Here is a 13,144-nt window from a genome sequence, read left to right on the forward strand (position 1 = left end):
CATAATGGTTCCTGTGCGTTGTTCGACGCTTTGGACACTCTGTTCCCACATCTACGTATACATGAGACAGCTATTCAGACGTACAAATACTAAATAAAGAGCAACCTTGGGCTGAAATGACCCCTGTCTGCTTGACAGGGGTCATTTCAGCCCAAGGTTGCTCTTCTTTATATCGTAAACTCTCCACTCCGTTTTTAACATTTTTTTTTTATTTTATGCCAACTTCCACCGCTGTTTCTTCACTTTTCTTCTCCAGCATCGTGCCTTCTTTCTGATAGCGGATATGCCAAGAGAAGGCTTTTTCCAGTACATGCGGCGTTTGTCCCCCACGCTGGCACGCTTCTTCAAAATAGGCACGAAGCTGGGGACGATAATCAGGATGCGCACAGTTTTCAATAATGAGACGTGCGCGTTCGCGCGGGGAAAGTCCGCGCAGATCGGCGATCCCCTGCTCGGTTACGATAATATCGACATCGTGCTCCGTGTGGTCAACGTGAGATACAAACGGCACGATACTTGAAATAGTGCCACCTTTTGCCACCGATTTTGTGACAAAAATGCCAAGGCGGGCATTGCGCGCAAAATCTCCTGAACCACCGATACCGTTCATCATATTCGTCCCCATCACATGAGTTGAATTCACATTTCCATAGATATCCACTTCCAGTGCCGTATTAATCGCAATCAGACCGAGACGGCGAATAATCTCCGGATGGTTGGAAATTTCCTGCGGACGCAGCACTAGACGCTCTTTGTATTTTTCAAAATTAGGCAACACCTGCTTCGTTTTCTGCGGCGAAAGCGTAATCGAACAGCCAGACGCAAAGCGAATTTTTCCTGCGTCCAGCAGATCAAATACCGCATCCTGCAATACTTCCGAATATACCTCCAAATCCGTAAATTCGGAAGTAAGGAATCCATGAAATACCGCATTTGCCACGGAACCAATACCAGATTGCAACGGCGCCAGTGTCTTTGGAAGACGGCCTGCTTTCACTTCACCCCGCAAAAATGCGATAAGGTGTTCCGCCATAACGGCAGTCTCTTCATCCGGCTGCACAATAGGCGAAGTTGTATCCAGCTCGTCTGTAATAACAATTCCCCTGATTTTTTCCAGCGGCACCGGTATTGCCTGCGTGCCAAGGCGCTGGTCAACACCGGTCAGCGGAATCGGCTGGCGCTTGCCCTGCGGCCCGACATCATACAAATCATGAACACCCTCAAGGGCCAGTGGCTGCGCCAGATTCAATTCAACAATCACTTCCTTCGCCTTCTCCACAAAAATACAGGAATTGCCGACAGAAGTCGTAGGCACAATATACCCTTCCTCTGTCACCGCAACCGCTTCCACAATTGCGATATCGATAGCGCCCAGCGCGCCCGCGCGCACCTGTTCCGCCGTATGGGATAAGTGCTGATCAATATATAGCAACTCTCCACTATTGATTTTGCTTCTCATTCGCTTCTCAGCCTGAAACGGAAGACGGCGATGAATAATACCAGCCTCAGCCATAACACCATCTACTTCCGAACCGATGGAAGCGCCGGTATATACATTAATTTTAAAGGATTCGCCACTTTTCTTTACCCGTTCTACAAGCGCGCGCGGGACGGCTTTCGCATCGCCCGCCTGCGTAAATCCGCTAAGTCCTACGGTCATTCCGTTTTGAATCCAGGTTGCCGCTTCCTGTGGGGTGACCAAGCGTTGTTGCAGTGTTTTATTGCGTAAACGTTTTTCCAGCATGATTACCGCCCCTTTATGAAAACGTTATTATTTTAACAATTTATAATTTAAACAATAGCACGTATTGTCTTTCCTCACCTTATAAAGGTGATAAAGAAGAAATTTTAACGATAAAACAGAAAATAAAAGGATAAAACCCTTTCATAATCTTGCTTTTTGAAAACGTTTTATATTTTGCGCAAAAAAAAAAGAGAAGAGACGGTCTCTTCTCTAAAATCCGAGCAAGCGCCGGAACGAACTTGCGTATTTCTGGCTAACCGGAACGCGAGTACGTGCCGGATCATTCATAATAAGCATGAATGTAGAGTGAAAATCTGGATGAATTTCATCGATCGAATATACGTTAACCATATACGCGCGATGGCAACGCACAAAACGATCCTGCGGCAACATATGCTCTAGCTCGACCAGACTATGCTTATTAAGATACATGCCACGTTCCGTATATAAATACGTCTTGCCTTTTTCAGATTCGATAAAATGAATATCATAGAGAGGAATCGGCACCCAACGATCTTCTCCTTTACCGATAAGAAAGTGATAACGCGGCCACTTCGCTTGCACCAGCCCGGCTCCCGGCGGGAAAATCGCCGTGATACATCCTTCCGCATCCCCTTCTTTCAAAATCGGGGTGCTCATCGCGTAATACGGAACACCAAACACGCTGTTTTCAAGATACTGCTCGATTTTTTTCTTCCGCATCAGCGCTTTGCGCGTCAGCGTTCCTTCCTTCACTTCATCACCTGGTTTAATTTTCAAATCGATCGCCCTGCTGGGCTGATAATAAATAAATTTAGATGTGTCAGCAATTGCAATGGACGCTTCCTTCGGAAACACGTCGCTGATTGCCTTGACAATCGAAAGCATCGCTGAGGTTTCCATTCTGTCATCTCCCACACTCTCATTCGATGCTTATTTTAGCATAAAAATGAATAAAGAAACGCATCGTTTTCACCTGTCATACGTCTAACTTATATAAGGCAAACCCTGTTAAAAACTAATGCCTTTGTCAACACTTTGGGTGTATATTTCTTCATAGAAACAAAGGAAAGTTTAGCTATAAAAAAGAGAGATTAGGACTTACGCAGGTTTTATATGGTAACCTATTTATGTAAGAATAAAAACTAAATTATTTTTAGACAGAAGGGAAGGATATATATGCGTCTACCTCGCACACTTTTTTTCATCATATTTATTGTTATACTAGGCCTTACGGGATGTACCTCTTCTGCACCAAGCAACGGGGCTTCCCAGAATCCAAACAACCCAAATTCTCCAGCTGGACAACAACATAAGAATAACAGCGACAACCAGCCATCTCCATCCGTTGGGCAGTCAAACGAGCAATCTGCTTCGCAAAACAATGATATGGATAAAAAAAATGACGAAGAGATTAAAGAAAAAGAAGTGATGTTGGTGTTTAGCGACGCCAATCTAATGGAGCAATACAAAGAACCTCGCGTCATCAAATATAAAAAAGAAACAAACTTGCCGACCATTGCCCTAAAAGCGTGGCAAAATGGTCCGCAAAATAAAAATCTTGTAACGCTCATGCCTAAAAACGTAAAAATCCAGTCCCTGAAAAAGGAAGGAGATACAGCAGTCGTTAGTCTTTCCCAGGAAATTAAACAGGCTAATCTTGGTTCCAGCGGCGAACAATTCTTGCTGGAAGAGATGGCTACCATCCTCAGCCAGTTCGGCTATAAAAACATGAAAGTGCTCATCGACGGTAAAGAAGTGGAAACCATACTTGGTCATATGGATACGACAACACCGATTGAGCCATTGAACCTTGACCAACTAAAAGAAATGAAGTAAGGCAACTTCTGGCTTTTGCTTCACAGGAAAAGGCAGTACCATATGGTGCTGCCTTTTTCATTTTTCGTTTTTTATTTTTTCAAGCACATACTTCGCGTATCCCATCGGATTGGCATACGTCGCCTTCCATTCTTTTATCATTCGCGCATTGCGAAACGCATAGCGCTGATCCCGACCATTGCATTCAATAAACAGAGGCTTTCCTTCCTTCGTAATGCCAATATCAAGCCCCACATCGGCAAGGCCCGGAATCGCTTCTTCCAGCCGGCGTACCACGCGAAGCGCAAACTCCGATACTTCCTGCTCTATTATTTGTGTATCCAGCGCTGGATATGCCGAAAGCAAAACCGGGAGCCGATATACCTTACCTCCTTGCCCTACATTGCTTAAAAAATGGCCAGGCGGCGCTACTTTACCAACCATTCCCGTGACCTGCCAGTCCCCAGACACATCTTTTTGGACAGAAACGCGCAAATCAAACGGCCGGCCCTGAAACGTAGCCAACGGCAACTGTTCCTGAATATGAAATCCGCGTGCTTGAATCCGTCGTATCAGTACGGTCGGCAACTTCTTAGAAAAAAATGTATGACGCCATACCTTTCGGCCATCTTTCCGCATGACATACGATAAGCAGAATCTATTCTTTTTTCGCACAATCTGCATAATGCCCGCTCCAATGCTGCCGCTGTTTGGCTTAACAAACAGCGCATCGTACCTCTGCATCATATGGCGTAAATTTTTCGGCGTTCCGCTGATCGTATGCGCCAAATGTGGGCGTATGGAAGGATCGGTCCATAGCAACGAATGGATATACAATTTGCTATAGCGATTCCAACGATTAAATACAAATATCCCGTTTTCCATCAACCGGCTCAATTTACGTCTGGCATATGCCGAAAACAAAAGCGCCCGGTTGTGAATGACGCGCGGTACAGGCACAACGACACGCTGATATTTTCCTTCTCGCTCTATGTACGCAGGAACGGTCGACCGATCCGGGTACAAATCTCCAAGGTGAATATAGCAAGGTTTCAGGCCATGCATGCGAGCGCCCTCTTCATAAAAGGCGAGCACTTCAGTTTGCGTCCGCCCGCTCAGAATACCTCTGTATATCGTTTGATTAAGCAATATGCCTACATACGAAACTTTCATCATGAGCCTCCTTGTCTGCCTTCCTCTATAAAATATGAGATAGCAAAAAGGAGGGTGCGTACTTTCCGCTTGCAAGCATCAAAACATAAAGGTTAACGTTTAGGGACAACGCCATTACTACTATAGAGTAGTGAAATGCTGAATTATTCGTTGTCTGGCTATAATTCCGGCTTGTTATTCAGGCTGCGCCACAAATAAAGGCAAGCGATCGATTCATACGGCGTCCACTTGGCTCCGATTTCAATCATTTGTTTTTTATCAGGCAGCGCGGGAAGGTCGTAGTTGAACTGGATGGCTTTTTTAATTCCCAAGTCATCTACCGGAAACACATTAAGACGCCCGAGCCCAAAAAGCAAAAACATTTGCGCCGTCCACACACCAATCCCTTTCACTTGGACAAGACGACGAACAACTTCCTCGTTCGACAAAGTGGGGAATTCTTCTTCTTTCAATCTTCCGTCAGCAAAAAACGCAGCTAAATCCTTTAAATATCTAATTTTTAAATAAGATAGACCGCAGGCGCGTAACTCTTCTTCACCCGCAGCAAGGATGGGTTGCGGCGCCCACTCCCCGCTAAAATACGCGCGAACTTTCGCTGCAATAGCCGCCGCCGCTTTGACGGAAAGCTGCTGTGATACAATAGATTCACACAGTATCGCAAAATAGTCAGTCCGCGTTTTCCATGGGTACCGGCCATATGCATCGATTAAACGGCCGATAATCGGGTCTTTTTCCGCCAGACGCTTTACTCCTTCAGCAAACGCTTGTTCATTTGTATTTTCAATCATTTCCCGCCCCCCTATGTAAGAATTCCGTAAGCGCATCCTGCTTTGCCCAATATGTAATCGGTCGGTCATTTTTTTTTGCGTCAAAACAGCTAACAACAAAATCATTGCGATACGGCGCAATGACAAGCGAATTTCCATCCGTCCGCACCATGCGCAGCAAAGGCCCTTGTTGGGTATTCGCCAGCGACTCTATTTTTTGTACCGGTTTAGCAGCATTAAATAAATCAATAATCCGCTCCCGTTCTCCACTTTCTAGCGCTCTTTCATTCCCATCCGAATCGCGCAAAATGACAGCATTTACCTCATCGGGCGAAACAGCACGATGCAAATGGTCACTGGAATAGTATTTTTCCAAGCGTTTTACCCACGCATTTGGCAAACCGAATACAATTACAAGCACAACCACAACAATATAGCCGATCCATTCCGCATATGAAATCCCAAAAATCATCTTTTTCTCCCCTTTTCCTCACTTCTTCTTTCATTCGCTTAAGTTGAATTCTTCTTGCCTATATTGTACAGCAAATTGCGCTATATAAAAGCGCTTTAATTTTATGACATGGTTTCGAAGTAAAAGATGAAAGGCAGGACGTTATAAGCAGTCACAATTGTTTGTTATTTATTATTTCTCCTCATGAAAAACAATGGATATTGACTTCCATATATTTTCGTGACATATTTCTAAATAGATTGTGAAGTTTGTAACACAAACAAACCTTCAGGACAGGGTGAAATTCCCGACCGGCGGTGATGGAGCCAATTCTCCTCAGTCCGCGACCCGGATGCAAAATGGCGAGCATCCGGCTGACCCGGTGAAATTCCGTGACCGACAGTATAGTCTGGATGGGAGAAGGGAGAATTGAATAATGAAAAGAAAAGTACGAAAGACAGCGTTTTTGTCATTGCTGTCCACCATCGGATTTCTACTAATGTTTGTGGAAGTCCCGCTGCCGATGTTTCCAGCTTTTCTCAAGATCGGTGTAAGCGAAATTCCCGCGCTTATCGGTGCCATTCTATTTGGCCCACTCGCCGGAATGGCGGTCGAATTTATTAAGAATGTGTTGCATTTTCTCTTGACAACTCAAGGCGGCATGGCAGTCGGCGAATTGTCCAACTTCATTGCCGGTAGCACATTCGTTGTTGTTTCTGTGTGGCTAATGCGCATGCTACGGCAGAGCAAAGTAAATTTCTGGTTGGGGATGACCGCGGGTACGATGGCGATGGCGTTTATTATGTCGGTTGCCAACTATTTTATTTTTATTCCGGCCTTTGCCTACGTGATGGGCATGTCAGTTTCCGACATTATCGGCTGGTCACAACAGGCGAACAGCAGCATTACCAGCCTCTGGACGCTTATCGTTTACGCGATCTTACCGTTTAACCTGATTAAAGGGATAGCAGAAGCGGTCATCGCGTATCCAATTTACAGCCGTCTTCGTCCGGTGATACAAAGCGGCGAGTAATATGGAGCCATTCAGTTTTATATAAACAATAAAACACAAAGAAAGCTTTCGCTGTACGGCGGAAGCTTTTTTGTTTTAGCAAAAAAATTTTAGTCCCCCCCTTAAAACCGCAAATATTGCACGAATACATATGACAAAGAAAAAGAACGAGGTGACGATTCATGAACCGTATTGAAATTTTGGTTAATTCTGCGGATGAAATGTGCCAAACGATGAAAACCTTGCAACACTCTTACCCTAACGCTACATTTGAAAAACTCGAATATATTGGGATCGAAAACGGGCAACTTTCCATCAAATTATCATACATACTTAACTAATATCATTTTTGACGTTTCGGCATTTGTAACCACCTCTCCCTGTACTTATGTTACTTTTCAGCGAACGAAACCAAATTGAATAGTCAATCATTATGTTTCTTATCCACTTAAAAAGACAGGCATTTACGTAGCCTGTCTCATTTTATACCGTATTTTAAATACTTATGAACATGGGCCAAAATTGATTTGCGGGTTAAAATTCCAACAAACACCCCGTCCTCATCAACAATGCACAAGAACGGATGATTAATAGAGAGTTCCAAGCCGCGGAAAAAGCTGCCATCCTCCTTCATCCACGCCACTTTTTTGTTCATGACTTCTTCCACTTTCCGCTCGCCCAGTTTATCATATTCAATCTTTTCAATCCCAAGAATGGAATCCAGAATAAGTGACATGCTGATAAGTCCTTTAAGCTTATACTCCCGATCCAATACTGGAATGGCAGAATAACCCGATTTTGTCAAAACGAGCAGGGCGTGCTCCAACGTGTTGCCTTCCTGTACAATCGCTACTTTATTACCTGGAATCATCAAATCTTTAATCGCGATATCCAACGATACGCTTTTTACCATTTTCCCCATACATCCACCGCTTTCTTATCATGAAAATTACTTTATATTCTAATTCTATCATGAAAACGTTTTCTATACATATAGTTCCCATATGTCTGCGCCGCCCATTCCACACGGGACGTGCGCGCCGAGCGGCGCAAACCGCTCGGGCCACTATCCTATCCGTTTCTTCCTACCGTTTTTGACCTTTTTCTCAGGAAATTTGGGAATCGTTCCGCGAAATTAACACTTCGCGCGGTTTGCTACCCTCATAAGGACCAACAATGCCGCGCGCTTCCATCATATCGACAAGCCGCGCTGCACGCGTATAACCGATGCGAAGCCTGCGCTGTAAAAGCGAGACGGAAGCCGTCTGCGCTTCGCGCACAAGTTCTACCGCCTGCTCATACAGTTCATCTTCCGGTTTCCCCACGGCTGCTGTTTCCTCTTCACCTGGCATCATCTCCGGATGATAGCGCGCCTCCTGTTGACTTTTGACAAACGTGACGACTTTCTCTACTTCATGATCGCTAACAAATGCTCCTTGAATACGCACCGGCTTGGATGCGCCCATCGGCAAATACAGCATATCACCGCGTCCAAGCAGCTTTTCTGCTCCTCCCATATCCAAAATCGTTCGGGAATCGGCCATTGAAGACACACCGAACGCGATGCGCGACGGAATATTTGCTTTAATGACTCCAGTAATCACATCAACGGACGGCCGTTGAGTAGCAATAATCAAGTGAATACCGGCCGCACGGGCCATTTGCGCCAGGCGACAAATCGCGTCTTCCACGTCTCCCGGCGCCACCATCATCAAGTCCGCCAGCTCGTCCACGATAACTACGATAAGCGGAAGCGGTGCCACCCCTTCCTGCCGCGCTAACTCGTTGTACCGCTCCAAATCACGTGTGCCTGACTTAGCAAACAATTCATACCGCCGCTCCATCTCCTGTACAACTTTTTTCAGCGCCATCGAAGCGCGACGCGGATCGGTGACAACCGGTGATAATAAATGCGGAATTCCATTGTATACATTTAATTCTACCATTTTTGGGTCAATCATCATTAATTTCACTTCGCTCGGTTTTGCTTTGCATAAAATACTCATAATGATTCCGTTAATGCAAACCGATTTCCCGCTGCCTGTCGCGCCGGCCACAAGCAAGTGCGGCATGCGCGCCAAATTGGCAATGATCGGCTGTCCGGAAATATCACGCCCGAGCGCAATGCTTAGCTTATCTAGAGATTCTTGGTACTCACGGCTCTCCAGCACTTCACGCAACGTAACAAGTGCCACTTCATCATTCGGCACCTCGATACCGATGGCAGACTTTCCGGGAATAGGCGCTTCCATCCGGATTCCGCGCGCAGCAAGCGCTAGGGCAATGTCGTCTGCCAACCCGACAATTTTACTTACTTTAACCCCAATGGCTGGCTGGATTTCGTAACGCGTAACTGTCGGCCCACGCTGAACTTCCAGCACTTTCGCCTGAACGCCAAAGCTTTCAAGCGTTGTGATGAGCTTGTGTACATTGCTCTGCACGTTCTTTGTCACTCCGCCGGGCTTTGCCCCTTTCGGACGATCCAGCAACTCGGGCGTCGGCAACCGGTATGATGGGTGATCGTCTTCCCCTTCAAAAGCGAGCGGCAAATCCGAAGGAGCTTCCAGCGGCTCCTTGCTCTCTCTTTTTTGGCGCCCGTGCAATTTTACTTTGATTTGTGCGCCCTCTGTTTTCACTTCAGATTCAGGCTCCAGCGCATGTTCTTCCTGCCGATACACGTTTTCAGCAAAATCATGAACGACGATTTCTTCTGCCTGCTTCGGCTCCGGCGCATCACTCAAAAAAACACCCGCCTTTGGAACCGCCGCTGCTCTTTCCGCCATATGGTGCCGCAACTCTTCGCCACCCGTCTCATCCGACGTTAAAGCAATGTTCCGGTTTCCGAACCAACGAGCGATAAAACTCGGTTTCCTTTCCGCCTTTTCCTCGGTCTGCATGTCTTCTTCCGTTAGACTTTCTTCATATGCCTTACGCTCCGCCTGCTCCCGCAGCCGCTGCTCCTTCCGCTCGCTCAACAGCACAAGAGCATCCTGGCCCGCAGCTTTCATCCGCGCTCCTCCCGCGACAAGCATACGACGCACCGCCTGAAATAAACGCACATACGAAATTTGAAAAGCCAGCATCATGCCGATAAGCACCATGAAAACAACAATAAGAGAAGTACCTGCCGAACCAGCCGCCGCTGAAAAGAAGGCATAGCCAATAGCGCCAAGCAATCCTCCACCTACATCAGTTGTGGACGGTTTCCCTGCTTCCACCTGTCTTTTTTCCTGCAGCAGCTGTTCCCACGTCACCGATAAAACGGACTGTCCCGCAAATTTTCCTCCGGCGGTCAACTCGTCAAATAAAAGCATATGATTCCAGACAAGAAGGGAAAAAAACAGAAGAAATACGCCAATCCAACGTTGAGCCAGCAAATAGGGCCATTTTTGCTTCGCCATTACATACACGCCGATACCGATGCCCATAAGCGGCAGCATAAAATCCCAGGAACCGGCCACAATGCGAAAAATCCAAGCAAAATAACGTCCAAACCAGCTCGTGTTGGAGAATGTAAGCAGCGCCAAAAGCGAGAAGGCAATTATAACAAGCCCATATAATTCGTAGCGGAGAAACGTCCGCGTATCTCGCTTCCTACCTCCAGCTTCTTTCGCGCTTTTCTTTTTCTTCGCCACCGGCTTCACCACCTCGGAATTATGTATCAGCCACACAGGCAAAAAGGCAGCCGAACCAACCCCTGGCTGCGGTTGCCTTTTTGCCTGCCCTTGCGTTCGTATGGTCATTATAACACAAGAACATACGAGCGGTCATGATGGGTATTCTGTCGATATATAGGGAAAAAGAGCGATTTTTGCCGCAGCCTCATCCCCCGGAAGTTACTGATTCATAACGTCGCTATTCTCATTACGGCCTCCAAGTCCAAGCTCAAAAAATTATGTCTTTAAATCTTTTTTTCTATTTCTTTCGTTATATTAAATGAAGTGAGGTGAGACGATTGCAAAGCGATGAGCAACTCATCATGGAAATACGCAAGGGCATCGAGAGCTCGATGGAAGTGCTTATAAATCGATATTACAAAATGGTCTTTGCTTATATCTATCGAAATGTAGGCGAATATCATCTCTGCTATGATTTAACGCAAGAAACATTTATTAAAATGATCAAAAACATAGACACCTTTTCTACGGAGGGAAGTTTTAAACACTGGCTGATTAAAATCGCTCTAAACACGTGCCGGGACCATTACAAAAGCCAGGGGTATAAACTGGGACAAGCTTCATTCACCTGGACAGATAAGATCTCCGAGAAAAATGAACACGTTATCGATTTGATCCAGCACAAAGTGGAAAGTGAATATATCCGTAACGCCGTAATGAAACTTCCTGCCTATCAGCGAGAAGCGATTGTGCTCAGATTTTATCATGATCTAAAAATCAAAGATATTGCGAGCATTACGTCCAGCAGTGAATCTACCGTAAAATCCCGGATCATGCAGGGATTATCCAAACTAAAATCGATTTTGGAAAGGGACAAAAACGATGAAAAAAAGCAAAGCCAATACTGAATTTCCTGAGGATGTGTCACATGCTGATCTGCAGCAAATCATAGCTAATTTCAACAAATTTGAAGTTAAATTCCCAGATCAAAACGAAATCAATTCAACAATAGAGACAGTCAGAACCCAGATGCGTATTCGGGCGCGGAAAAAGTCGGGGTTCTTGTGCCGATTCAGCCGAATCATTTGGTTCGCTTTCTCTGAAATCTCGGTTATCCGTCCGATTTATTGGCTCACTAGCATTGCCTTATATGTAGCGGGGGCATTATTCACATGGTTGAGTGCGATGTCGAATCCCTACATGATGCTACTTGCCCTCTCACCTACACCTTTCATGCTCGGACTAATCGAAGTCTTTAGAGGACGGGATGAGCGAATGCTGGAGTTGGAAATGTCTTGTCGGTATAACGCGATTAGCGTCATTCTATCCAAGCTTTTTGTTATCGGTGTCTATAACATTTTTATCAACTTTGTATGCTCGATCTTGTTTTCCTTGATGTCAGATTCGGTTCAGATGTATAAAATTACCCTTTTTTGGCTTACTCCCTTTACCCTCGTTTGCGGGCTTTCGCTGATGATCGCGATCCGTTTGAGAGGGGGCACCTCCGTTATGGCAATGGTGTCAATTTGGGTGAGCCTGTGTATGGTTTTTCTCTTGTCACCTGCTCTCATTGACAAATTGCTGGTGCTTGATACGTTTTTTTATCTTATGCTGATTGTCATCGGCACAGCATGTACTGCGATTCAAATCAAAAAACTGCTTACAACGACCAATATGTATTTTGAAAGGAATGTTTTGCTTGAAAGTCACAATTGACCACGTAAGTAAAATGTACAAAGATAAAGTCGCGATCAACGACGTTTCTGCCGAATTAACCTCAGGCGTTTACGGTCTAATCGGCCCTAACGGAGCCGGCAAAACCACACTGATGCGGATGCTGGCTGATGTGTTGAAACCTTCGAGCGGGCGCATAATGGCTGATGGTGAAGATATTAAACAGTTGGATGACTTATACCGAGCGTTAATCGGCTATCTTCCTCAAGATTGCGGGTTTTACAGCTATTTCACAGCCTATCGCCTCTTGCAGTATGTCGCTGCACTCAAAGGATTGAACCGTCATGATGCGGATCGAAAAATCGACGAACTCCTGCATTTGGTCAATCTCACCAAGGAGAAGCACAAAAAAATCGGTACGTTTTCAGGTGGCATGAAAAGAAGGCTAGGAATCGCTCAGGCTCTGCTCAACGATCCAAAATTCTTAATTTTGGACGAACCTACCGCAGGGCTTGATCCAAAGGAACGAGTGCGATTCCGTAACCTTTTATCGGAAATATCCGGCGACCGTATTGTCCTTCTTTCCACACACATTATTTCTGACATCGAGTACATCGCGAAAGAAGTGCTGATTTTAAAAAACGGGCAGTTGCTAAAACAGGAAAGCCCGCAGAGTATTCTAAATGAACTAAATGGGAAAGTTTGGCATGTCACCGTACCTGCAATCGAGCTCCATAAACTTGAGCAACATTACACCGTGGGGAATGTCCTACGAAAAGGGCAGGAGATAGAGGCCAGGGTCATCTCCGATACAGCACCTGCGCCCACTGCTGTTTTGCAAACACCCAGACTCGAAGATATCTATCTGTGCTATTTCGGGGAAATATCAGGCGACACGGAGGACTAATC

13 protein-coding genes and 1 riboswitch are annotated in these 13,144 nt (G+C 45.7%); of the genes, 6 read left to right on the forward strand and 7 right to left on the reverse strand.

Features of this window, described 5'->3' with window-relative positions; translation table 11 throughout:
• Positions 1-208: 208 nt before the first annotated feature.
• Together BLR88_RS03115 and BLR88_RS03120 are read right to left on the reverse strand one after the other, a co-directional pair.
• Positions 209-1,744 carry an acetyl-CoA hydrolase/transferase family protein gene (locus tag BLR88_RS03115; RefSeq protein ID WP_175493548.1) on the reverse strand — a complete coding sequence of 512 codons (1,536 nt, stop codon included), beginning with the start codon at positions 1,742-1,744 and terminating at the stop codon, positions 209-211.
• 210 nt (positions 1,745-1,954) lie between these two features.
• On the reverse strand, positions 1,955-2,626 hold the full coding sequence (locus BLR88_RS03120) for a LytTR family DNA-binding domain-containing protein (RefSeq protein ID WP_057899048.1): 672 nt from the start codon (positions 2,624-2,626) through the stop codon (positions 1,955-1,957).
• A gap of 486 nt (positions 2,627-3,112) precedes the next feature.
• Between BLR88_RS03120 and BLR88_RS03125 the strand changes: the two genes are divergently transcribed.
• Entirely contained in the window at positions 3,113-3,562 is a 450-nt protein-coding gene (locus BLR88_RS03125) for a GerMN domain-containing protein (RefSeq protein ID WP_162265027.1), read from the forward strand.
• A gap of 57 nt (positions 3,563-3,619) precedes the next feature.
• Here BLR88_RS03125 and BLR88_RS03130 read toward each other — a convergent pair whose 3' ends face one another.
• The 3 genes from BLR88_RS03130 to BLR88_RS19355 form a co-directional block, all read right to left on the reverse strand.
• Complete coding sequence (locus tag BLR88_RS03130) at positions 3,620-4,714, reverse strand: YheC/YheD family endospore coat-associated protein (protein WP_057899050.1); 1,095 nt, start codon at positions 4,712-4,714, stop codon at positions 3,620-3,622.
• 158 nt (positions 4,715-4,872) lie between these two features.
• Positions 4,873-5,502, reverse strand: coding sequence for a DNA-3-methyladenine glycosylase family protein (locus BLR88_RS03135; RefSeq protein ID WP_057899051.1), 630 nt, complete (start codon positions 5,500-5,502; stop codon positions 4,873-4,875).
• On the reverse strand, positions 5,495-5,953 hold the full coding sequence (locus tag BLR88_RS19355; RefSeq protein WP_057899052.1) for a hypothetical protein: 459 nt from the start codon (positions 5,951-5,953) through the stop codon (positions 5,495-5,497). Before BLR88_RS19355 ends, BLR88_RS03135 begins: the two co-directional genes overlap by 8 nt.
• A 259-nt stretch (positions 5,954-6,212) precedes the next feature.
• Positions 6,213-6,361: riboswitch (FMN riboswitch) on the forward strand.
• Positions 6,362-6,368: 7 nt separating this feature from the next.
• Here BLR88_RS19355 and BLR88_RS03140 point away from each other — a divergent pair.
• Entirely contained in the window at positions 6,369-6,965 is a 597-nt protein-coding gene (locus BLR88_RS03140; RefSeq protein ID WP_057899053.1) for an ECF transporter S component, read from the forward strand.
• Positions 6,966-7,126: 161 nt separating this feature from the next.
• The gene (locus tag BLR88_RS19360) at positions 7,127-7,285 is read left to right on the forward strand and encodes a hypothetical protein (protein ID WP_156424059.1); all 159 of its coding nucleotides are present in this window, start codon (positions 7,127-7,129) and stop codon (positions 7,283-7,285) included.
• Between the two features lie 137 nt (positions 7,286-7,422).
• Here BLR88_RS19360 and cbpB read toward each other — a convergent pair whose 3' ends face one another.
• Positions 7,423-7,857, reverse strand: a complete 435-nt coding sequence (cbpB, locus tag BLR88_RS03145) for a cyclic-di-AMP-binding protein CbpB (protein WP_254778205.1) — start codon at positions 7,855-7,857, stop codon at positions 7,423-7,425.
• 193 nt (positions 7,858-8,050) lie between these two features.
• Positions 8,051-10,687: an FtsK/SpoIIIE family DNA translocase gene (locus BLR88_RS03150; RefSeq protein ID WP_091259912.1), complete on the reverse strand. Its 2,637-nt coding sequence runs from the start codon at positions 10,685-10,687 to the stop codon at positions 8,051-8,053.
• A 236-nt stretch (positions 10,688-10,923) separates the two neighbouring features.
• Between BLR88_RS03150 and BLR88_RS03155 the strand changes: the two genes are divergently transcribed.
• The 3 genes from BLR88_RS03155 to BLR88_RS03165 are packed head-to-tail and all read left to right on the forward strand — an operon-like array spanning position 10,924 to position 13,142.
• Positions 10,924-11,469 carry an RNA polymerase sigma factor gene (locus BLR88_RS03155; protein ID WP_091259926.1) on the forward strand — a complete coding sequence of 182 codons (546 nt, stop codon included), beginning with the start codon at positions 10,924-10,926 and terminating at the stop codon, positions 11,467-11,469.
• Entirely contained in the window at positions 11,444-12,277 is an 834-nt protein-coding gene (locus BLR88_RS03160) for a hypothetical protein (protein ID WP_091259913.1), read from the forward strand. Before BLR88_RS03155 ends, BLR88_RS03160 begins: the two co-directional genes overlap by 26 nt.
• On the forward strand, positions 12,261-13,142 hold the full coding sequence (locus BLR88_RS03165; RefSeq protein WP_057899058.1) for an ABC transporter ATP-binding protein: 882 nt from the start codon (positions 12,261-12,263) through the stop codon (positions 13,140-13,142). Before BLR88_RS03160 ends, BLR88_RS03165 begins: the two co-directional genes overlap by 17 nt.
• The last annotated feature ends 2 nt before the right edge of the window (positions 13,143-13,144 follow it).

The sequence above is a fragment of the Aneurinibacillus thermoaerophilus genome (assembly GCF_900099925.1).
Classification (GTDB): domain Bacteria; phylum Bacillota; class Bacilli; order Aneurinibacillales; family Aneurinibacillaceae; genus Aneurinibacillus; species Aneurinibacillus thermoaerophilus.